Annotated in this window: 18 protein-coding genes; 7 read left to right on the top strand and 11 right to left on the bottom strand. The window is 65.2% G+C overall.

Annotation, left to right across the window (positions count from 1 at the left end; all coding sequences use genetic code 11):
* Positions 1-43 precede the first annotated feature (43 nt).
* From glpK to N5C91_RS06650, 4 genes are all read left to right on the top strand, one after another.
* Complete coding sequence (glpK, locus tag N5C91_RS06665) at positions 44-1,558, top strand: glycerol kinase GlpK (RefSeq protein ID WP_279828646.1); 1,515 nt, start codon at positions 44-46, stop codon at positions 1,556-1,558.
* Between the two features lie 178 nt (positions 1,559-1,736).
* Positions 1,737-2,492, top strand: coding sequence for a DeoR/GlpR family transcriptional regulator (locus N5C91_RS06660; RefSeq protein WP_279828645.1), 756 nt, complete (start codon positions 1,737-1,739; stop codon positions 2,490-2,492).
* 143 nt (positions 2,493-2,635) lie between these two features.
* A complete protein-coding gene (glpD, locus tag N5C91_RS06655; protein WP_279828644.1) occupies positions 2,636-4,177 on the top strand; it encodes a glycerol-3-phosphate dehydrogenase in 1,542 nt (513 codons plus the stop codon).
* Positions 4,178-4,268: 91 nt separating this feature from the next.
* The gene (locus N5C91_RS06650; protein WP_279828684.1) at positions 4,269-4,595 is read left to right on the top strand and encodes a GlpM family protein; all 327 of its coding nucleotides are present in this window, start codon (positions 4,269-4,271) and stop codon (positions 4,593-4,595) included.
* 9 nt (positions 4,596-4,604) lie between these two features.
* Here N5C91_RS06650 and N5C91_RS06645 read toward each other — a convergent pair whose 3' ends face one another.
* The 5 genes from N5C91_RS06645 to N5C91_RS06625 are packed head-to-tail and all read right to left on the bottom strand — an operon-like array spanning position 4,605 to position 7,925.
* On the bottom strand, positions 4,605-5,333 hold the full coding sequence (locus N5C91_RS06645; protein ID WP_279828643.1) for an SGNH/GDSL hydrolase family protein: 729 nt from the start codon (positions 5,331-5,333) through the stop codon (positions 4,605-4,607).
* Positions 5,330-6,511, bottom strand: coding sequence for a formate-dependent phosphoribosylglycinamide formyltransferase (gene purT, locus N5C91_RS06640; protein WP_236174768.1), 1,182 nt, complete (start codon positions 6,509-6,511; stop codon positions 5,330-5,332). Before purT ends, N5C91_RS06645 begins: the two co-directional genes overlap by 4 nt.
* 58 nt (positions 6,512-6,569) lie before the next feature.
* A complete protein-coding gene (locus N5C91_RS06635) occupies positions 6,570-6,758 on the bottom strand; it encodes a DUF1289 domain-containing protein (protein ID WP_236174769.1) in 189 nt (62 codons plus the stop codon).
* On the bottom strand, positions 6,751-7,278 hold the full coding sequence (locus N5C91_RS06630) for a gamma carbonic anhydrase family protein (protein WP_054907384.1): 528 nt from the start codon (positions 7,276-7,278) through the stop codon (positions 6,751-6,753). The genes N5C91_RS06635 and N5C91_RS06630 overlap by 8 nt, the downstream gene beginning before the upstream one ends.
* A 41-nt stretch (positions 7,279-7,319) precedes the next feature.
* Positions 7,320-7,925 (bottom strand): CoA pyrophosphatase, encoded by a 606-nt coding sequence (locus tag N5C91_RS06625; RefSeq protein ID WP_236174771.1) that lies wholly within the window; start codon positions 7,923-7,925, stop codon positions 7,320-7,322.
* Between the two features lie 127 nt (positions 7,926-8,052).
* Between N5C91_RS06625 and N5C91_RS06620 the strand changes: the two genes are divergently transcribed.
* Positions 8,053-8,604, top strand: coding sequence for an NUDIX hydrolase (locus N5C91_RS06620; RefSeq protein WP_236174772.1), 552 nt, complete (start codon positions 8,053-8,055; stop codon positions 8,602-8,604).
* A 53-nt stretch (positions 8,605-8,657) separates the two neighbouring features.
* Positions 8,658-9,158 carry a L,D-transpeptidase family protein gene (locus tag N5C91_RS06615; protein WP_236174773.1) on the top strand — a complete coding sequence of 167 codons (501 nt, stop codon included), beginning with the start codon at positions 8,658-8,660 and terminating at the stop codon, positions 9,156-9,158.
* Between the two features lie 61 nt (positions 9,159-9,219).
* On the opposite strand, the gene N5C91_RS06610 is transcribed toward N5C91_RS06615, so the two are convergent.
* From N5C91_RS06610 to purL, 3 genes are all read right to left on the bottom strand, one after another.
* Positions 9,220-9,537 carry a YqfO family protein gene (locus N5C91_RS06610; RefSeq protein WP_017522254.1) on the bottom strand — a complete coding sequence of 106 codons (318 nt, stop codon included), beginning with the start codon at positions 9,535-9,537 and terminating at the stop codon, positions 9,220-9,222.
* Between the two features lie 183 nt (positions 9,538-9,720).
* Positions 9,721-9,930: a CDGSH iron-sulfur domain-containing protein gene (locus N5C91_RS06605; protein WP_236174261.1), complete on the bottom strand. Its 210-nt coding sequence runs from the start codon at positions 9,928-9,930 to the stop codon at positions 9,721-9,723.
* Positions 9,931-10,061: 131 nt separating this feature from the next.
* On the bottom strand, positions 10,062-13,958 hold the full coding sequence (purL, locus tag N5C91_RS06600) for a phosphoribosylformylglycinamidine synthase (protein WP_279828637.1): 3,897 nt from the start codon (positions 13,956-13,958) through the stop codon (positions 10,062-10,064).
* 290 nt (positions 13,959-14,248) lie between these two features.
* Between purL and mltF the strand changes: the two genes are divergently transcribed.
* Entirely contained in the window at positions 14,249-15,727 is a 1,479-nt protein-coding gene (gene mltF / locus N5C91_RS06595; protein WP_236174155.1) for a membrane-bound lytic murein transglycosylase MltF, read from the top strand.
* Positions 15,728-16,080: 353 nt separating this feature from the next.
* Here mltF and tadA read toward each other — a convergent pair whose 3' ends face one another.
* The 3 genes from tadA to guaA form a co-directional block, all read right to left on the bottom strand.
* On the bottom strand, positions 16,081-16,605 hold the full coding sequence (gene tadA, locus N5C91_RS06590; protein ID WP_279828634.1) for a tRNA adenosine(34) deaminase TadA: 525 nt from the start codon (positions 16,603-16,605) through the stop codon (positions 16,081-16,083).
* The gene (locus N5C91_RS06585; protein WP_236174157.1) at positions 16,593-17,996 is read right to left on the bottom strand and encodes a multicopper oxidase family protein; all 1,404 of its coding nucleotides are present in this window, start codon (positions 17,994-17,996) and stop codon (positions 16,593-16,595) included. Before N5C91_RS06585 ends, tadA begins: the two co-directional genes overlap by 13 nt.
* Before the next feature lie 342 nt (positions 17,997-18,338).
* On the bottom strand, positions 18,339-19,916 hold the full coding sequence (guaA, locus tag N5C91_RS06580; RefSeq protein WP_279828632.1) for a glutamine-hydrolyzing GMP synthase: 1,578 nt from the start codon (positions 19,914-19,916) through the stop codon (positions 18,339-18,341).
* Positions 19,917-19,984: the final 68 nt, after the last annotated feature.

The following is a 19,984-nucleotide window of genomic DNA, read 5'->3' as shown; positions in this document are numbered from 1 at the left end:
CGTGGCCGGGACTACCGAACGGAATCCGCACAAGGCCGCCCGCATGACCGACCCGAAGAACAAGAAATACGTCGTCGCCCTCGACCAGGGCACCACCAGCTCGCGCGCCATCATTTTCGACCACGACGCCAACGTGGTCAGCACGGCCCAGCGCGAGTTCGCGCAGATCTACCCGCAGCCGGGCTGGGTCGAGCACGACCCGATGGAAATCTGGGCGACCCAGAGTTCGACCCTGGTGGAAGCCCTGGCCCAGGCCAACATCAGCGTTGCCGAAGTAGCCGCCATCGGCATCACCAACCAGCGCGAAACCACCCTGGTGTGGGACAAGGCCAGTGGCCGGCCGATCCACAACGCCATCGTCTGGCAATGCCGGCGCAGCGCCGCGATCTGCGAGCAGCTCAAGCGCGACGGCCTGGAGCAGCACATCCGCGACACCACCGGGCTGGTCCTCGATCCCTACTTCTCCGGCACCAAGCTCAAGTGGATTCTCGACAACGTCGACGGCGCCCGCGAGCGCGCGCAGCGCGGCGAGCTGCTGTTCGGCACGGTCGACAGCTGGCTGATCTGGAAGCTCACCGAGGGCGAGGTGCACGTCACCGACTACACCAATGCCTCGCGCACCCTGATGTTCGATATCCACAAGCGCGACTGGGACGAACGGCTGCTTGCCGCGCTGGACGTCCCGCGCGCCATGCTGCCGCAGGTGCGAGCTTCGTCCGAGGTGTATGGCCACGCCAAAGTCGGCGGCCTCGGCGTGCACCGCACGCCCATCGCCGGGATCGCCGGCGACCAGCAGGCCGCGCTGTTCGGGCAGATGTGCGTGGAGCCGGGCCAGGCGAAGAACACCTATGGCACCGGCTGCTTCCTGCTGATGAACACCGGCGACAAGGCGGTGAAGTCCACCCACGGCCTGCTCACCACCATCGCCTGCGGGCCGCGCGGCGAAGTCGCCTATGCGCTGGAAGGCGCGGTGTTCAACGGCGGCTCCACCGTGCAATGGCTGCGCGACGAGCTGAAGGTGATCAACGATGCCCACGATTCGGAGTACTTCGCCACCAAGGTGAAGGACAGCAACGGCGTCTACCTGGTCCCCGCCTTCACCGGGCTCGGCGCGCCCTACTGGGACCCTTACGCGCGCGGCGCACTGTTCGGCCTGACCCGTGGGGTGAAGGCCGATCACCTGATCCGCGCCACCCTGGAGTCCATCGCCTACCAGACCCGCGACGTGCTCGACGCCATGCAGCAGGACGCCGGCGAACCGCTACGCGCGCTGCGCGTGGACGGCGGCGCGGTGGCCAACAACTTCCTCATGCAGTTCCAGGCCGACATCCTCGGCACGCCAGTGGAGCGCCCACAGATGCGCGAGACCACCGCCCTCGGCGCCGCCGTGCTGGCAGGCCTGGCCTGTGGCTTCTGGGGCGACCTCGCAGAGCTGAAGAACAAGGCAGTGATCGAGCGGGTGTTCCAGCCGGCTTGCGATGAGATCGAGCGCGCGCGGCTGTACAAGGGCTGGCAAAAAGCCGTCGAACGCACCCGAGGCTGGGCTGCCGACGACTGATTGCTCTTCTGTAGGACCGAGGGGGACGCCCAGTCCTTGCTCGCGAACCGCTGGATGCCGATGTGCCTGGACGGGTTCGCGAGCAAGCTCGCTCCAACAGGTGAAGCCCGCGCCGCATGACAGCGTTGGCTGCGTGCGGCATCCTTGCCCTCCCGGCCCGTCCGCACGAGCGAACCGCATGAACCTGCCACCCCGCCAGCAGAACATCCTCGATCTGGTCCGCGAACGCGGCTACCTGAGCATCGAAGAGCTCGCCCAGCAGTTCGCCGTCACCCCGCAGACCATCCGCCGCGATATCAACCAGCTTGCCGAACAGAATCTTCTGCGTCGCTACCACGGTGGCGCAGCCTGGGATTCGAGCATCGAGAACACCGCCTACAACACCCGCGCCGACCAGATGCGCGACGAGAAGCAGCGCATCGCCGAAGCCATCGCCGCGCAGATTCCGGACAATGCCTCGCTGTTCATCAACATCGGCACCACCACCGAAGCCATCGCCCGCGCCCTGCTCGGCCACCGCAACCTGAAGGTCATCAGCAACAACCTGCACGTCGCCAGCATCCTCGCCGGCAAGGATGATTTCGAAGTGCTGATCGCCGGCGGCACGGTGCGCGGCGACGGCGGCGTGGTCGGGCAGGCGGCAGTGGATTTCATCGAGCAGTTTCGCGTCGACTTCGCCGTGGTCGGCATCAGTGGCATCGACGAAGAGGGCAGCCTGCTGGACTTCGACTACCAGGAAGTGCGCGTCTCCCGCGCCATCATCGACAACGCGCGGCAGGTATTCCTCGCCGCCGACTCCAGCAAGTTCGGCCGCAACGCCATGGTGCGCCTGGGACCGATCTCCCTGGTCAACCGGGTGTTCACCGACAGCCCGCCGCCTGCCGCCGTGGCACGCCTGATGAGCCAGCACAAGGTTCAGCTCGAGCTGGTCTGAGCCCCTCCAGTCAATTCACTTTCGAACATTCAGACGAATGCCTGCGCGAATTCGCGGCAAAGGCTGGTCATGTTTCGTTCACTGAACTAGGATATTTTCGAAAACGAACATAAAAGATTCACTTTCAACACCCAGGCGGTCCCATGAATTCCACCAGCAAGCGCCACGCGCCCCTTGCCGAAGTCTATGACCTGGCCGTCGTTGGCGGCGGCATCAATGGCGCGGGGATCGCGGCGGACGCCGCCGGGCGCGGGCTGTCAGTGTTCCTTTGCGAACAGCACGACCTCGCCGCCCACACCTCCTCCGCCAGCAGCAAGCTGATCCATGGTGGCCTGCGCTACCTCGAACATTACGAATTCCGCCTGGTCCGCGAGGCTCTCGCCGAGCGCGAAGTCCTGCTGGCCAAGGCCCCGCATATCGTCCACCCGCTGCGTTTCGTGCTGCCGCACCGCCCGCACCTGCGCCCGGCCTGGATGATCCGCGCCGGGCTGTTCCTCTATGACCACCTGGGCAAGCGCGAGAAGCTGCCGGCGTCCCGTGGCCTGCGTTTCGGCCTGGATAGCCCGCTGAAAGCCGAGATCACCCGCGGTTTCGAATACTCCGACTGCTCGGTGGACGACGCCCGCCTGGTGGTGCTCAACGCCATGGCCGCCCGCGAGAATGGTGCGCATATCCACCCGCGCACCCGCTGCGTCAGCGCGCGGCGCAGCAAGGGTTTGTGGCACCTGCACCTGGAGCGCCACGACGGCAGCCTCTACTCGATCCGCGCCCGCGCGCTGGTCAACGCCGCCGGCCCCTGGGTCGATCGGTTCCTGCGCGAGGAACTGCGGCAGAAGCCTCCCTACGGCATCCGCCTGATCCAGGGCAGCCACCTGATCGTGCCGCGCCTGTACGACGGCGAGCATGCGTACATCCTGCAGAACGAAGACCGCCGCATCGTTTTCGCCATCCCCTACCTGCGCCAGTTCACCCTGATCGGCACCACCGACCGCGAGTATCAGGGCGACCCGGCGCAGATCAGCATCAGCGAAGCAGAGACCGACTACCTGCTGAACGTGGTCAATGCCCACTTCAAGCGCCAGCTGGGCCGCCAGGACATCCTGCGGACCTTCTCCGGCGTGCGCCCGCTGTGCGACGACGAGTCCGACGATCCCTCTGCCGTCACCCGCGACTACACCCTGGCGCTGGACAACACCCCCGGCGAAGCGCCACTGCTGTCGGTGTTCGGCGGCAAGCTGACCACCTACCGCAAGCTCGCGGAAGCTGCGCTGGAACAACTGGCGCCGCACTTCGCCGGCGTGATGAAAGCGAGCTGGACCGCCAGCGCCCCGCTGCCCGGCGGCGAAGCGATGACCACAGTGGAAGACCTCGCCATCCAGCTCATGGAACGCCTGCGCCAGCTCGACCCCGCCCTCGCCCGCCGCTGGGCCAGCACCTACGGCAGTCGCATCTGGAAACTGCTGGACGGCGCGCACAACCTCAGCGAGCTGGGCGAACACCTGGGCGCCGGGCTGTATGCGCGGGAAGTGGAATACCTGGTTCATGAAGAATGGGCGCGCGACGCCGACGACATCCTCTGGCGCCGCACCAAGCTCGGCCTGTTTCTCAATGCGCGGCAGCGGGAGCGCCTGGAGCAACTCCTCGGCAGCGAAAGCCCGCTGGAGCCCAGCACGCAGGTTGCCTGAACGTCGCATTGGAGCGAGCCACCTCTCTCGCGGATAATCCCCGACGCCACCGACCCGGTGGCGTCGCCGCATAGAGAACGACGTGGACCTGATCCTCAAGGCAGCCCTCGGCGCCGGCGTGGTGCTGATCCTCGCCGCGCTGTCGAAGACGCGCAATTACTACATCGCCGGCCTGGTGCCGCTGTTCCCCACCTTCGCCCTGATCGCCCACTACATCGTCGGCAAGAGTCGTTCGCTGGACGACCTGAAGACCACCATCCTGTTCGGCATGTGGTCGATCATCCCCTACTTCGTCTATCTGGCCGCGCTCTACCTGATGGTGGATCGCATGCGCCTTGAGCTCTCACTGGCGATGGCCGCGCTGGCCTGGTTGGTGGCGGCTTCGCTGCTGGTTTTCTGTTGGGTGCGCTTGCACTGACGCATCGACTCAGGGCCGGGAAACCAGCCACTGCGCGAGATGCTCGCCCCACACCTGGTAGCCCAGCGCCGAAGGGTGATAGCCGTCGATGGCGAGGAACTGCGGCTGCATCTCCAGGCTCACTGCGCAGTACCCGGCGCCCTGGAGCAGCGCTTGCGCACTGAGTTGCCGGTTCAGCAACGACGCACGCCACCCCAGCAACTGCCGTAACAGCCAGGGCAAGGCGGTGAAATGCTGCAGCGGCGGCACGGCGGTGCATACCACCCGCGCCCCGCGCCGCTGGAAGTGCTCGATCAGCCGTTCAAGGGCGCCCAGCCAACGCTGGCGCGAGCTGAAGTGCGTGGTGTCGTTGACGCCGAAGACCAGTGCCACCAGGTCGTAACCCTGCTCGGCCACCAACGGTAGCAGGCGTTCGCAGGCTTCACCGGCGGTGATCCCGTTCTCCCCTGCCGCGCGCCAGGCGACGGGACGCTGGAGACGGCTGGCAAGCGCCGAAGCCAGCCGGCCGGCCAGCGCGAAGTCCAGGCAGGACGCGCCGACACCGGCAACCGTGGACTCGCCCAGTAACAGCAGGCGAAAGGGTTGGCCTGGCAGCTCCGCACCGGCGACACCTTCGCAGACGCCAGCAGCGGGAGCCAGACGCAAGGCCGTGCGCCGGGTGCGCACGGCCATGGGCAGGGCCAGCGGCAGCAGCGGCAGTGCCGCCGCCCACCAGATCAGCCCCGCCCAGCGGCTCACAGTTCGACGTTGACCGCCTGGGCCGAGCGGGTGGCCTTGGCGCGGGCGGCGTCGATCGACTCGTCGCGCGCCAGGGCTACGCCCATGCGCCGCTGGCCATCCACTTCCGGCTTGCCGAACAGACGCAGTGCGGTGTCAGGTTCGCTCAGCGCGGCGCCGAGGTTGCCGAAGGAAACCTGCTGCGACTTGCCTTCCACCAGGATCACCGCCGAAGCGGAGTCGCCCAGCTGGCGGATCACCGGAATCGGCAGGCCGAGAATGGCCCGGGCGTGCAGCGCGAACTCGGAGAGGTCCTGGGAAATCAGCGTGACCAGGCCGGTATCGTGCGGGCGCGGCGAAACTTCGCTGAACCACACCTCGTCACCTTTGACGAACAGCTCCACGCCGAACAGGCCCCGGCCGCCCAGCGCTTCAGTGACAGCCCTGGCTACGCGCTCGGACTCCGCCAGCGCCTTCGGGCTCATCGCCTGGGGCTGCCAGGACTCGTGGTAGTCACCCTTCACCTGACGATGGCCGATGGGCGCGCAGAAGGTGGTGCCGCCGATGTGCCGCACGGTCAGCAGGGTGATCTCGTAGTCGAAGTCGATGAAGCCCTCGACAATCACCCGCCCCTTGCCGGCACGCCCACCTTCCTGGGCGTAGTCCCAGGCGGTCTTCAGGTCGGCGGCGGATTTCAGCACGCTCTGGCCCTTGCCCGAGGAACTCATGATCGGCTTGACCACGCACGGATAACCCACGGCGGCGACGCCAGCGGCGTAATCCTCGTAGGTGTCGGCGAAGTGGTAGGGCGAGGTCGGCAGGCCCAGTTCTTCAGCGGCCAGGCGACGAATGCCCTCGCGGTTCATGGTCAGCTGGGCGGCACGGGCCGTGGGGATGACGGTGTAGCCTTCGCTTTCCAGCTCGACCAGAGTCGCCGTGGCGATGGCTTCGATCTCCGGCACGATGTAATGCGGCTTCTCCTGCTCGATCACGGCACGCAGGGCGACACCGTCGAGCATGCTGATCACGTGGCTGCGATGCGCAACCTGCATGGCCGGCGCGTTCGCATAGCGGTCGACAGCGATGACTTCGCAGCCCAGGCGCTGCAGTTCGAGCGCCACTTCCTTGCCCAGCTCGCCGGAGCCACAGAGCAGTACGCGGGTCGCGCTCGGCGACAGGGGAGTTCCAATACGGGGCATTGCGGGAAACCTCGGGAAGGGAAAGTTCGAAACAGGGTAGCTCTCAAGCGTGAAGGCTCTAGACCAGCACGCCCTGCTCGCGGGCGCGCTGTTCGCAGCGCTTCAGCACCTCACGACGCTCGGCGTTGTCCATGAGGCCCCAGCGGGTGATTTCGGCTGCGCTACGCTGGCAGCCCAGGCAGACGTCGGCGTCGTCCAGCGCGCAGACGTGCACGCAGGGCGAGGCGACGGGACGTTCTTCAGTCATCTTCCTGCTCGGCCAGGTCGCGGGCGTAACGCTGGGCGTTGTGCACGTAGTGGGCGGCGCTGGCTTCGAGCATCTTCTTCTGCGGCTCGGTCAGTTCGCGCACGACCTTGCCGGGCGAGCCCATGACCAGTGAGCCATCGGGGATTTCCTTGCCTTCGGGAATCAGCGCGTTGGCGCCGATGATGCAGTATTTGCCGATCTTCGCGCCGTTGAGGATCACCGCGTTAATGCCGACGAGGCTGTAGTCGCCTACCTGGCAGCCATGCAGCATGGCGTTGTGGCCGATGGTCACGCCCTTGCCCAGGGTCAGCGGAAAGCCCATGTCGGTGTGCATGACGGTGCCATCCTGCACGTTGCTGTGTTCGCCGATGTGGATCAGCTCGTTGTCGCCGCGCAGCACGGCGTTGAACCACACGCTGGCGCCGGCATCGAGGCGCACCTTGCCGACCACCGTGGCATTGGGGGCGATCCAGCTTTCCGGATGGGTTTCGACTCGGGACGAGCCCAGGCGGTACTTCATGGGTTTCTCCTCAGGCGGGGGCCGCTTTTTATTCTCGGGTCTCAGCTCAGCTTGATGAACTTCGACGGCGGCTGGTGCAGGTCGATACGGGCGTCATAGAGCAGGTTCAGCAGTTCGACCAGCATGATCGCGGACAGGCCCCAGATCTTGTAGCCCTCGAACAGGTAGCTCGGGACATACCAGCTGCGGCCGAAATAATCGATGCGGTGGGTGGTTTCCCTTGGGTCGCCGCGAAAGAACTCCAGCGGCACCTTGAACACGGCGTCGATCTCGCCGTCGTTGGGGCGGTACTCCACGAAATCGGGGACAAAGCCGACGAACGGCTTGACCAGAATGCCGTGCCGCGACACCAGGGTGCTCAACGGCCCGACGACCTCCACCAGTCCCGGCGGCAGGGCGATCTCCTCGTGGGCCTCGCGCAGGGCCGTGTGAATCAGGTCGACGTCTTCGGGATCGCGGCGCCCACCGGGAAAGGCGACTTCGCCGCTGTGGGTCGACAACCCGGTCGCGCGCAGGGTGAGCACGAGCTCTTCCTGGGGAGTGATGGGGAGCAGGACCGCCGCTTCCGGAAAGCTGTGGTCCGTTTCAAGGTCGCTTGGCTTGTGCGTCTGTATACGTTGGCGCAGCTGGTCCAGCATGCCGAACATCCTGCGGGGGGCCGATTCTTCTAATTGAGGGATCATGGCACGAAAGACGTCCCTGCCCAACCCCCGCCCCTTGCTGGGCGCCCCGCGCAACGCGCAAGATTGTTCCAATCGATAACAAGGAAGCAGCATGAAATTCTGCAGTCAGTGCGGCGCCAGCGTGAGTTTGCGCATCCCCAGCGGCGACAACCGCCCGCGCTTCGTCTGCGACCAGTGCCAGACCGTGCATTACCAGAACCCACGTATCGTCGCCGGCTGCCTGCCGGTCTGGGACGGGCGCATCCTCCTCTGCCGCCGCGCCATCCAGCCGCGCCAGGGCTTCTGGACGCTACCGGCAGGCTTCATGGAGAACGGCGAGACCCTGGAGCAGGCCGCCGCCCGGGAAACCCTCGAAGAGGCCAATGCCCGCGTCCACGGCCTGCAGCTTTATACGGTCTTTGATCTGCCGCATATCAGCCAGGTTTATATCTTCTTTCGCGCGCAGCTGGCCGATCTGGACTTCTGCGCTGGCGAGGAAAGCCTGGAGGTGCAACTCTTCGAAGAATCCGACATTCCGTGGGGGGAGCTGGCTTTCCCCACCGTGGGCCGTACCTTAGAATATTTCCTGGCGGACCGGATCGTGCAGAACTTTCCGATACGCAATGAAGGGATTCTTCCAATGCTTGTACAGAAAAAGAACTAATAAGCTCATATACCGCCTCTAAGGCTTTAGGAACTACCGGGGAACTCCACTCGATGCGCTGGTTGATTGCCGTACTTTGTCTGACCTTCGCAGCGTTCTCGCATGCCAACGCGACGCCCACGCTCGACGGTCACATCGACAAGATTCTCGTGCTCAAGTCCGAGCGCAAACTGCATCTCATGAGCAACGGCAAGGTTCTCAAGAGCTACCGCGTGTCGCTGGGCAAACGCCCGCAGGGCCCCAAGCTCGCCGAGGGCGACAACCGCACGCCGGAAGGCTTCTACTGGGTCGACTGGCGCAAGACCAGCGACAAGTACAACCTCTCCATGCACATCTCCTACCCCAACGCCCGCGACGTCGCCAAGGCACGTGAGAAAAGCCTGTCGCCCGGCGGAATGATCATGATCCACGGCACGCCGATGGATGACGACTACCCCGAGTGGTACTTCTCGACCCTGGACTGGACCAACGGCTGCATCGCCATGACCAACGCCGACATGCGCGAGGTCTGGAGCCTGGTCAAGGACGGCACGCTGATCGAGATTCGCCCGTAAGCGAAGCGAAAAGAAAAAGGCGCCCAAGGGCGCCTTTTTCATGTCTGCTCAGAACATCTGCTCAGAACACCATGTCCGACAGCCGCCAGACCTCGAAGGCCGGCGTTTCGTAGGGATGAGCCTGCTTGAGAGCCTTCACCGAGTCATGGATCAACTCGTCGGCCACCACCATCTCCACCTTCCATTCGGCGACCTGCTCGACGCTGCCGGCCTGGCCAATGAACGGGTTGCTGCCCTGCAGAGGGCGGAACTGTCCCTGTCCAAGCGCCTGCCAGCAACAGCTGTCATAGGCTCCGATGCGTCCTGCACCGGCGGCGAACACCGCTTTCTTGACCGGTTCCAGATGGCTTTCCGGAACGTAGAAACACAGTTTGTACATCGGAGACTCCGATCGAAACAGGGACACTGCCGTGGCAAAGAGCGACACGGGTGACAAATGCTGCCACAAATAGTGGCACTTTGCCCCTTATGACTTGCAGGTCGTCGTGGAAGTTCGACCGTCCGGTTCCGGGCTTGTTCGCCTACAGACGACTTTGTACGAAATCTGTGACGAACTTCGATCTCACCTACCGGTGAAACGTCGCCAGCGCTCTTTCAGGCCAGGTGCAGCCGGCGCGTGGGAACCGTCACAGAACGGCAACCGCGCCGAGAGCCCGCAACGGCACAGCAACAGGTGACGCTCGCGTCCAACCGTCAGTTCCAGCAGATTAGTACAGGCGGCAGCGGCATCCGGCCGAGTGGCGCACTGCCCGCAACCACACAGGCGCAGCACCTGCCCGGGCGTGACCGCACGAACATCGGGAAGTATCTCCTGGTCAGCCAAGACCTTGTCCTCCAGAGGCCGGGCAAAGAAAAAGGGGAAAGCCGAAGCTTTCCCCTTTCTCGTGTCGCATCAGCGCGGACTCAGCCGACCCAGACGCGGGCGTTGCGGAACATGCGCATCCAGCCGCCGTCCTCTTCCCACTCATCCGGACGCCAGGAGTTCTGCACGGCGCGGAACACGCGCTCCGGGTGCGGCATCATGATGGTGACGCGGCCGTCACGGCTGGTCAGACCGGTGATGCCACGCGGCGAGCCGTTCGGGTTGGCCGGGTAGCTTTCGGTGACCTTGCCCAGATTGTCGACGAAACGCAGGGCCACGGTACCGGACAGGTCGGCTTCCAGCAGTGCCTCTTCGCTCTCGAATTCCGCATGGCCTTCACCGTGGGCGATGGCGATCGGCAGGCGCGAACCGGCCATGCCCTGCAGGAAGATCGACTGCGATTCCTGCACCTGGACCATCGCCACGCGCGCTTCGAACTGCTCGGAGCGGTTGCGCACGAAGTGCGGCCAGAACTCGGTGCCGGGGATCAGCTCGTGCAGGTTGGACATCATCTGGCAACCGTTGCACACGCCGAGGGCGAAGCTGTCCTTGCGCTCGAAGAAGGCCTGGAAGCCATCACGGGCACGGGCGTTGAACAGGATCGACTTGGCCCAGCCTTCACCGGCGCCGAGGACGTCGCCGTAGGAGAAGCCGCCGCAGGCCACCAGGCCCTTGAACTGCTCCAGGCTGATGCGGCCGGAGAGGATGTCGCTCATGTGCACGTCGACTGCGGCGAAGCCGGCGCGATCGAAGGCCGCGGCCATTTCCACCTGACCGTTGACGCCCTGCTCACGAAGGATGGCGATCTGCGGGCGCACACCCTTCTTGATGTAGGGCGCGGCGATGTTGTCGTTGACGTCGAAGCTGAGTTTCACCGACAGGCCGGGGTTACCCTCTTCCAGCAAGCCGTCGAACTCCTGATCGGCGCAGTCGGCGTTGTCGCGCATGCGCTGGATGCGGTAGCTGGTCTCGCTCCAGATGCGCTGCAGGTTGCGACGCTGGGCGCTGAAGACGCGCTCGCCGTTGAAGGACAGCTCGATCTCGGCAGTGTTGACCGGTTGGCCGATGACCGCAACGCAGTCTTCCAGGCCGGCAGCGCTGAACTGGGCGAGGACTTCCGGCGTGGCGCCAGTGCGAACCTGGATCACCGCGCCCAACTCTTCGTTGAACAGCGCAGCGCTCAGCTCGTCACGGTTTTCGGCCAGCGCGTCGAGGTTGAGGTCGAGGCCGCAGTGGCCGGCGAAGGCCATTTCCACCACGGTGGCCATCAGGCCGCCGTCGGAACGGTCGTGGTAGGCCAGCAGGTGACCGTCGGCGTTCAGGCCCTGGATCACGGCGAAGAAGGCCTTGAGGTCTTCGGCATTGTCGACGTCCGGCGCGGCGCGGCCGATCTGGCCGTTGACCTGGGCAAGGATGGAGCCGCCCATACGGTTCTTGCCGCGGCCGAGATCGATGACGATCAGGTCGGTCTCGCCCTTGTCCAGGCGCAGTTGCGGCGTCAGGGTCTTGCGTACGTCGTTGACCGGGGCAAAGCCGGAAATGATCAGCGACATCGGCGAGGTGACGCTCTTCTCGGCGTCGCCATCCTGCCAGCGGGTCTTCATGGACATGGAGTCCTTGCCCACCGGGATGGTGATGCCCAGCGCCGGGCACAGCTCCATGCCGACCGCCTTGACGGTGTCGTACAGGCGCGCGTCCTCGCCCGGGTGGCCGGCGGCGGCCATCCAGTTGGCGGACAGCTTGATCTCGGAGATCTTGTCGATGCTGGCGGCAGCCAGGTTGGTGATGGTCTCGCCGATGGCCATGCGGCCGGAGGCCGGGGCATCGATCACGGCCAGCGGGGTGCGCTCGCCCATGGCCATGGCTTCGCCGGTATAAACGTCGAAGCTGGTGGCGGTAACGGCGCAGTCGGCCACCGGAACCTGCCACGGGCCGACCAGTTGGTCGCGCGCCACGAGGCCGGTGATGGTGCGATCGCCGATGGTGATCAGGAAGTTCTTGCTGGCCACCGCCGGGTGGCGCAGCACGCGCTCGGTGGACTCGGTCAGGTCCAGGCCGGCAGCGGCGAAGTCATCGCCCAGTTCGGCTTCGCGGGTGACCGAACGGTGCATGCGCGGCGGCTTGCCGAGCAGCACTTCGAGTGGCATGTCCACCGGCTTGTTGCCGAAGTGGCTGTCGGCGACGGTGAGCTGCATCTCTTCGGTGGCTTCGCCGACCACGGCGAACGGGCAGCGCTCGCGCTCGCAGATGGCCTTGAAGGTTTCGAAGTCGGCGGCGTCCACCGACATCACGTAGCGTTCCTGCGACTCGTTGCACCAGATTTCCAGCGGGCTCATGCCCGGCTCGTCGTTGGGCACGTTACGCAGTTCGAAACGGCCGCCGCGGCCGCCATCGTTGATCAGTTCCGGCAGGGCATTGGAGATGCCGCCCGCACCCACGTCGTGGATGAACTTGATCGGGTTGTTCTCGCCCATCTGCCAGCAGCGGTCGATGACCTCCTGGCAGCGGCGTTCCATTTCCGGGTTCTCGCGCTGCACCGAGGCGAAGTCCAGGTCAGCGGCGGAAGCGCCGGTGGCCATGGAGGAAGCGGCACCGCCGCCCAGACCGATCAGCATGGCCGGGCCACCAAGCACGATCAGCTTGGCGCCGACCGAGATTTCGCCCTTCTGCACGTGGTCTTCGCGGATGTTGCCCATGCCGCCGGCGATCATGATCGGCTTGTGGTAGCCACGGACTTCTTCGCCGCGCGGGGTGGCGATGGACTGTTCGAAGGTACGGAAGTAGCCGGCCAGGTTCGGGCGGCCGAATTCGTTGTTGAACGCGGCGCCGCCCAGCGGGCCTTCGATCATGATGTCCAGCGGAGTGACGATGCGCTCGGGCTTGCCGTAAGGCACTTCCCAGGGCTGCTCGAAACCGGGGATGTTCAGGTTGGAGACGGTGAAGCCGACCAGACCGGCCTTCGGCTTGGCGCCACGACCGGTCGCGCCTTCGTCGCGGATCTCGCCGCCGGAGCCGGTGGAGGCGCCGGGGAAGGGAGCGATGGCGGTCGGGTGGTTGTGGGTCTCCACCTTCATCAGGATGTGCACCGGCTCTTCGCTGGCGGCGTATTCGCGGGTCTCGGCGTTCGGGTAGAAACGCCCGGCCACGTAGCCCTTCATCACCGCGGCGTTGTCCTTGTACGCGGACAGCACGCCTTCGCGGTGCATTTCATAGGTGTTCTTGATCATGCCGAACAGGCTCTTCTCCTGAGCCTGGCCGTCGATGTCCCAACTGGCGTTGAAGATCTTGTGGCGGCAGTGTTCGGAGTTGGCCTGGGCGAACATCATCAGTTCGACGTCGTGCGGGTTGCGGCCCAGCTCGACGAAGCTTTTCACCAGGTAGTCGATCTCGTCTTCGGCCAGGGCCAGGCCCAGCTCGAGGTTGGCCTTCTCCAGCGCGGCGCGACCGCCGGCGAGGATGTCGACCACGGTCAACGGCTTGGGCTGGGCGTGGCTGAACAGCGCAGAAGCCTGCTCCAGTTCGTTGAGCACGAGCTGGGTCATGCGGTCGTGCAGGCGGGCGGCGACGGCTTGTGCGTCGGCCTCGCTCAACTCGCCAGTGACGTAGTAGGCGATCCCGCGCTCGATGCGCTCGATCTTGGCCAGGCCGCAGTTGCGGGCAATGTCAGAGGCCTTGCTCGACCAGGGCGAGATGGTGCCGAAGCGCGGCAGGACCAGGAACAGGCGGCCGGCGGGCTCCTGAACCGGGACGCTCGGGCCGTATTTCAGCAGGCGCGCCAGGACTTGTTCTTCCTCGGCGTTGAGGGCTCCGGTGACCTCGGCGAAGTGCGCAAACTCGGCATACAGCCCGGTGACGGCGGGTACATGCTGGGTCAGCAGGTCGAGCAGTTTGCCGTGGCGGAAAGCGGAAAGGGCGGGAGCACCGCGCAGGATCAGCATTGTCGGAACAGCCTCTGGAGACGGGGAAGTGTGTGGGGCCGGACGGGCCGGCCCACAGAGGCCGTGCATTCTACCGTAAAGCGTTGCGCGGAGGCACCTTTCAAGTGCCTTCCTTGCCGTTGCTCCGGCGGATAGCGCCACTCATCTTCGAAGGCCTTCGAGCGGCGTAGGAAAAAGCCCCGCCCCACGGCCTTCAGCGAGAAAAATGCCGACGAACGGTGCCCCGGCTAGCAGAGAAGCTTCGACCTGTCGAGATATGGCGCACAACGGCCTTTGCGTATACTGCCCCGATGCTTGCCCTGACTGTGTCCCGTGTGCGCTGCACCGCCTGGATCTTGGCGACCTGTATCTTTCTGCTGCTTTCCGGCTGTAGCGAGGCGAAAGCCCCGACGGCCCTCGAGCGCGTGCAGAAGGACGGCGTGCTGCGCGTGATTACCCGCAACAGTCCGGCCACCTACTTCCAGGACCGCAACGGCGATACCGGCTTCGAATACGAACTGGCCAAGCGCTTTGCCGACAGCCTGGGCGTCCAGCTGCAGATCGAAACCGCCGACAACATCGACGATCTCTACGACCGCATCGGCCGCGACGGCGGACCGAACCTGGCGGCCGCCGGCCTGACGCCGGGCGGCGAGCGCGACACCCAGGTGCGCTACTCGCACTCCTACCTCGACGTCACCCCACAGGTCGTCTACCGCAACGGCGCGCAGCGCCCCACCCGCCCCGAAGACCTGGTGGGCAAACGCATCGTCGTCCTGAAAGGCAGCAGCCACGCCGCGCAATTGGCCGAACTGAAGAAGCAGTACCCCAAACTGGAGTACCGCGAGTCCGACGCCGACGAAATGGTCGACCTGCTGCGCATGGTGGACGTCGGCGAGATCGACCTGACCCTGGTGGATTCCAACGAACTGGCGATGAACCAGGTCTATTTCCCCAACGTGCGCGTCGCCTTCGATCTCGGTGATGCCAAGGGCCTGGCCTGGGCGCTGCCGGCTGGCGACGACAACAGCCTGCTGGAGAAGGTCAACGCCTTCCTCGACAAGGCCAAGCAGGACGGACTGCTGCAACGCCTGAAGGATCGCTACTACGGCCATGTGGACGTACTCGGCTACGTCGGCGCCTACACCTTCGCCCAGCACCTGCAACAGCGCCTGCCCAAGTACGAGCCGCATTTCCGCCAGAGCGGCACCAAGCTCGAGGCCGACTGGCGCCTGCTCGCGGCCATCGGCTACCAGGAATCCATGTGGCAGCCCGACGCGACCTCCAAGACCGGTGTGCGCGGCCTGATGATGCTGACCAACCGCACCGCCCAGGCCATGGGCGTGGCCAACCGCCTGGACCCGAAGCAGAGCATCCAGGGCGGCAGCAAGTATTACGTGCAGATCAAGGACGAGCTGCCCGACAGCATCAAGGACCCGGACCGCATGTGGTTCGCCCTGGCCGCCTACAACATCGGCGGCGCGCACCTGGACGACGCGCGCAAGATGGCCGAGCAGGAAGGCCTGAACCCGAACAAGTGGCTCGACGTGAAGAAGATGCTGCCGCGCCTGGCGCAGAAGCAGTACTACCGCAAGACGCGCTACGGCTATGCGCGCGGCGGCGAAACCGTGCACTTCGTGCAGAACGTGCGCCGTTACTACGACATCCTCACCTGGGTGACCCAGCCGCAGATGGAAGGCGGCCAGCTCGCCGAGAGCGGCCTGCACCTGCCGGGCGTGAACAAGACCAAGCCCGACGACGGCGACGACGCGCGGGACCAGAAGCTCTGAGGCTTCAACCTCACTGACTCGCCAACGTGACACGTCGAATCGATCGCGGACGGAGTCCGCTCCTACGAGATACCTCTGCGCTTGGGCCATCCCTCACCGTAGCCCTCTCCCAAGGGGAGATGGGACCGTTCAGTGCAGGATGAAACCTTCGCGTCAGTCGGCTCGGACTGCCCCCTCTCCCTGAGGAGCGGGGCGCGCAGCCAGGGCTGGGGTGAGGGCGGAAAACGCAGCAACGGACTATCCAGAGAAGACAGTTGCTCCTGCGCGGATGTCGAGCATTAGTCAGGAGCGGATTTATCCGCGATAGGCCGAGCACCGCGCAAGGTTGAGCAGGTTCGCGAGCAAGCTCGCTCCTACAAAGAACCCTTGCGGCGCGCCTTGAAGAAGGCCGAGAGCATCGCGCTGCACTCATCCCCCAGCACTCCGCCCTCCACCAGCACGCGGTGGTTGAGGAAATCCTGTTCGAAGAAGTTGCCCCGGCTGACCACCACGCCCGACTTGGGCTCGGTGGCGCCGAACACCACGCGCTGGATGCGCGAGTGCACCAGCAGGCCGGCGCACATGCTGCAGGGTTCGAGGGTAACGTAGAGGGTGCTTCCGGGCAGGCGGTAATTCTGCGCGGCCGCGGCGGCCTCGCGGATGGCGACCATTTCTGCATGGGCACTGGGGTCGTGGGCGGTGATCGGGCGGTTGAAGCCACGGCCGATGACCTGGCCATCCAGCACCAGCACGGCGCCCACCGGCACTTCGCCCAGCGCCGCGCCCTGCTCGGCCAGGGCCATTGCCTCGCGCATGAAGGGGATGTCCTGGCTGCGGTCGATGACCGGCGCCAGCCCCTTCACCGTCGGATGCCCCTTGCTGTTGGTCAGCCGCACCATGCCTCGCCCACCGCGATGGTTCCCATCAGGCCGGTCTCCATGTGATCGATCACGTGGCAGTGGAACATCCACAGGCCGGGGTTATCCGCCACCAGCGCCACGCGGGCCGTCTCATTCTTGCCCAGCAGGTAGGTGTCGGTGAAGTACGGGATGATGTCGCGGCGATCCGAATCCAGCACCTTGAAGGCCATGCCGTGCAGGTGGATCGGATGCTGGTACTGGGTCATGTTGCGCAGCACGAAGATGTAGCTGTTGCCTTCCTTGAGCTTGGCCAGCGGCGGCGCGTTGTGCTTGTGCTCCTCGCCGCCCTGCCAGGCCACGCCGTTGATCTGCCACAGCGACGGCGCCGACTGGCCCTTGGAGTAGTCGGACATGGCGCCGACCCACTCGAACTTGAAGTTGATGGTCTCGGCGTTCTTCAGGTCCGGCTCGGCCACCGGGTTGTGCGGCAGCGGCGCCGGCCACTTGGCGGTGGGCGCTTTCGGATTGGCCACACCGCGAATGGTCGCCAGGCGCACCGGGCCATTGCGCAGCGACAGCTCGGTCCCTTCCGCCGGACCGCGGATACCCAGCTCCAGGCGCATGCCCGGGCCGATCCAGTACTGGTCATTCGGCCCCTTGCCGAAATCCCGCGGCTCCACCGGGTGGCCATCGATGGCGTAGATCTTCGCCTCGGCGTCCGGCAGGTTGAGGCGGTAGGTCACGGTGTTGTCGACATTGAGGATGCGCACGCGGACGATCTCGCCGGCCGGCAGTTCGATTACCGGGGTACGCTCGCCGTTGATGGTCGACAGGCGTCCGCGAGTGCCTTCGCGCGCGGCCTCGCGCGGCACGCTGAAGGGCGTGAAGTTGCCCTCCTCGTCCACGTGCCAGGTCTTCAGGTTGAGGATCTTTTCGCTGGTGAACTCGGTCGGCTCGCGCTCGTCGATGATCAGCGGCCCGACCAGGCCACGGCCCAGCTGCTCGCTGCTCATCAGGTGCGGGTGGTACCAGTAGCTGCCGGCGTCCGGCGTCTTGAACTGGTAGATGAAGCTCTCGCCCGGCTGCACCGGCGGCTGCGAGATGTAGGGCACGCCGTCCATTTCGATGGGCAGGCGGATGCCGTGCCAGTGGATGGTCGTCGGCTCGTCCAGCTTGTTGGTGAAGCGCACGCGCAGCCAGTCGCCCTGGCGCGCGCGGATTTCCACACCGGGAGCCTGGCCGCCATAGCCCAGGCCAGGGGTCTTGTGGCCGGGCACCAGCTCCAGGTCGAGCGGCGCGGCGATCAGTTCGTAATCGTGCTCGGCGGCTACCTGCGGGCGCGCCAGCCAGATGCGCGCGCCACCGGCGCCCAGGCCGACGACGGCCAGGCCAGCGAGGCCACCGAGTACTTGTCTACGGGTAAACGACATGGGTCCAGACTCCTCAAACAAGGGACTTGCGACCCCATCGGCTTTCACGGAGGTTGGCGCGTTTAGCGCCCGGCGCCAGGCTCGTGCGGCCGGCTGCACTGCTCTGCTTCCACATCGAAAGCAGAAGACAACTGTGCATGAAGGCACGAACGCCTCTCATGCGCCAGGTCAAGGACAGGTATCCCCGTCCTGGCCTGTCGAAGAAAGCGGCGAGATTGCCGCTTTCCTCGTTAAGGAAACGTTAAAGCCTGACTTCGATCTCGCGAGCTAGAGCCGTAGTAGGTGGAAAGCACACTACAGCCGACGCGCAGCAGATCGAAACAGGTTTTCAGACGTCTCCGATCATTCCCACTCGATGGTCGCCGGCGGCTTGCTCGACACGTCGTAGGTGACGCGGGAGATGCCTTCGATCTCGTTGATGATGCGGTTCGAGACCTTCTCCAGCAGCTCGTACGGCAGGTGCGCCCAGCGAGCGGTCATGAAGTCGACGGTTTCCACGGCACGCAGGGCGACGACCCAGGCGTAACGGCGGCCATCACCGACCACACCGACGGATTTCACCGGCTGGAACACCACGAAGGCCTGGCTGGTCTTGTGGTACCAGTCGAAATTGCGCAGCTCTTCGATGAAGATGTGGTCCGCGCGACGCAGCAGGTCGGCATATTCCTTCTTCACTTCGCCGAGAATGCGCACGCCCAGGCCCGGGCCCGGGAACGGGTGGCGGTAGACCATGTCGTAGGGCAGGCCCAGCTCCAGGCCGATCTTGCGGACTTCGTCCTTGAACAGCTCGCGCAGCGGCTCGACCAGTTCGAACTGCATGTCTTCGGGCAGGCCGCCGACGTTGTGGTGCGACTTGATCACGTGGGCCTTGCCGGTCTTGGCGCCGGCCGACTCGATCACGTCGGGGTAGATGGTGCCCTGGGCGAGGAACTTCACGTCCTTCAGCTTGGTGGCTTCCTCATCGAAGACTTCGATGAAGCTGCCGCCAATGATCTTGCGCTTCTGCTCCGGGTCGCTGACGCCGGCCAGACGGCTGAGGAACTTCTCTTCGGCGTTGGCGCGGATCACCTTGACGCCCATGTTCTCGGCGAACATGGCCATCACCTGGTCACCCTCGTGCAGGCGCAGCAGGCCGTTGTCGACGAAGACGCAGGTCAGCTGGTCGCCGATCGCCTTGTGCAGCAGCGCCGCGACCACCGAGGAGTCCACGCCACCGGACAGCCCCAGCAGCACCTTGGACGAGCCCACCTGGGCGCGAACGGTGGCGATGGCGTCATTGACGATGTTGGACGGGGTCCACAGGGCTTCGCAGCCGCAGATGTCCAGCACGAAGCGCGAGAGGATGCGACCGCCCTGCTTGGTGTGGGTCACTTCCGGGTGGAACTGCACGCCATAGTAGCCACGGACGTCGTCAGCCATGGCGGCGATCGGGCAGCTCGGGGTGCTGGCGAGGATGTGGAAGCCTTCGGGAATCTCGGTGACCTTGTCGCCGTGGCTCATCCACACATCGAGGCCGAACACGCCGTCTTCACTGACGCAATCCTCGATGCCATCCAGCAGGCGAGCCTTGCCGACCACGTCGACACGGGCGTAGCCGAATTCGCGCAGGTCAGAACCCAGCACCTTGCCGCCCATCTGCTCGGCCATGGTCTGCATGCCGTAGCAGATGCCGAACAGCGGCACCTTCAGGTCGAACACGGCCTGCGGCGCGCGCGGGCTGTTGGCTTCGTGCACCGACTCCGGGCCGCCGGCCAGGATGATGCCGCGAGGGGCGAAGGCGCGAACTTCGTCGTCGCTCATGTCGAACGGATGGATCTCGCAGTACACACCGATCTCGCGAACGCGGCGGGCGATCAGCTGGGTGTACTGGGAGCCGAAGTCGAGGATCAGGATCCGGTGAGCATGAATGTCTTGGGCCATGGCCATCTCTCGTAGCGAAATTCTTAAACGACACGGGGCTGTATCAAGCAGCCCCGTGTCCGACTCAT

The sequence above is a fragment of the Pseudomonas sp. GD03903 genome, from assembly GCF_029840045.1.
Lineage (GTDB): Bacteria > Pseudomonadota > Gammaproteobacteria > Pseudomonadales > Pseudomonadaceae > Pseudomonas > Pseudomonas pseudonitroreducens.
Note: the sequence above shows the minus strand (reverse complement) of the source record. Positions and strands in the feature narration are given on the sequence as shown.

What these genes read in the sequence shown, in the direction of transcription:
- glpK (WP_279828646.1), top strand. Translation starts at nt 44, where the DNA reads ATGACCGACCCGAAGAACAAGAAATACGTCGTCGCCCTCGACCAGGGC.
- N5C91_RS06660 (WP_279828645.1), top strand. Translation starts at nt 1,737, where the DNA reads ATGAACCTGCCACCCCGCCAGCAGAACATCCTCGATCTGGTCCGCGAA.
- glpD (WP_279828644.1), top strand. Translation starts at nt 2,636, where the DNA reads ATGAATTCCACCAGCAAGCGCCACGCGCCCCTTGCCGAAGTCTATGAC.
- purT (WP_236174768.1), bottom strand. Translation starts at nt 6,511, where the DNA reads ATGCCCCGTATTGGAACTCCCCTGTCGCCGAGCGCGACCCGCGTACTG.
- N5C91_RS06635 (WP_236174769.1), bottom strand. Translation starts at nt 6,758, where the DNA reads ATGACTGAAGAACGTCCCGTCGCCTCGCCCTGCGTGCACGTCTGCGCG.
- N5C91_RS06630 (WP_054907384.1), bottom strand. Translation starts at nt 7,278, where the DNA reads ATGAAGTACCGCCTGGGCTCGTCCCGAGTCGAAACCCATCCGGAAAGC.
- N5C91_RS06625 (WP_236174771.1), bottom strand. Translation starts at nt 7,925, where the DNA reads ATGTTCGGCATGCTGGACCAGCTGCGCCAACGTATACAGACGCACAAG.
- N5C91_RS06620 (WP_236174772.1), top strand. Translation starts at nt 8,053, where the DNA reads ATGAAATTCTGCAGTCAGTGCGGCGCCAGCGTGAGTTTGCGCATCCCC.
- N5C91_RS06615 (WP_236174773.1), top strand. Translation starts at nt 8,658, where the DNA reads ATGCGCTGGTTGATTGCCGTACTTTGTCTGACCTTCGCAGCGTTCTCG.
- N5C91_RS06610 (WP_017522254.1), bottom strand. Translation starts at nt 9,537, where the DNA reads ATGTACAAACTGTGTTTCTACGTTCCGGAAAGCCATCTGGAACCGGTC.
- purL (WP_279828637.1), bottom strand. Translation starts at nt 13,958, where the DNA reads ATGCTGATCCTGCGCGGTGCTCCCGCCCTTTCCGCTTTCCGCCACGGC.
- mltF (WP_236174155.1), top strand. Translation starts at nt 14,249, where the DNA reads ATGCTTGCCCTGACTGTGTCCCGTGTGCGCTGCACCGCCTGGATCTTG.
- tadA (WP_279828634.1), bottom strand. Translation starts at nt 16,605, where the DNA reads ATGGTGCGGCTGACCAACAGCAAGGGGCATCCGACGGTGAAGGGGCTG.
- N5C91_RS06585 (WP_236174157.1), bottom strand. Translation starts at nt 17,996, where the DNA reads ATGTCGTTTACCCGTAGACAAGTACTCGGTGGCCTCGCTGGCCTGGCC.
- guaA (WP_279828632.1), bottom strand. Translation starts at nt 19,916, where the DNA reads ATGGCCCAAGACATTCATGCTCACCGGATCCTGATCCTCGACTTCGGC.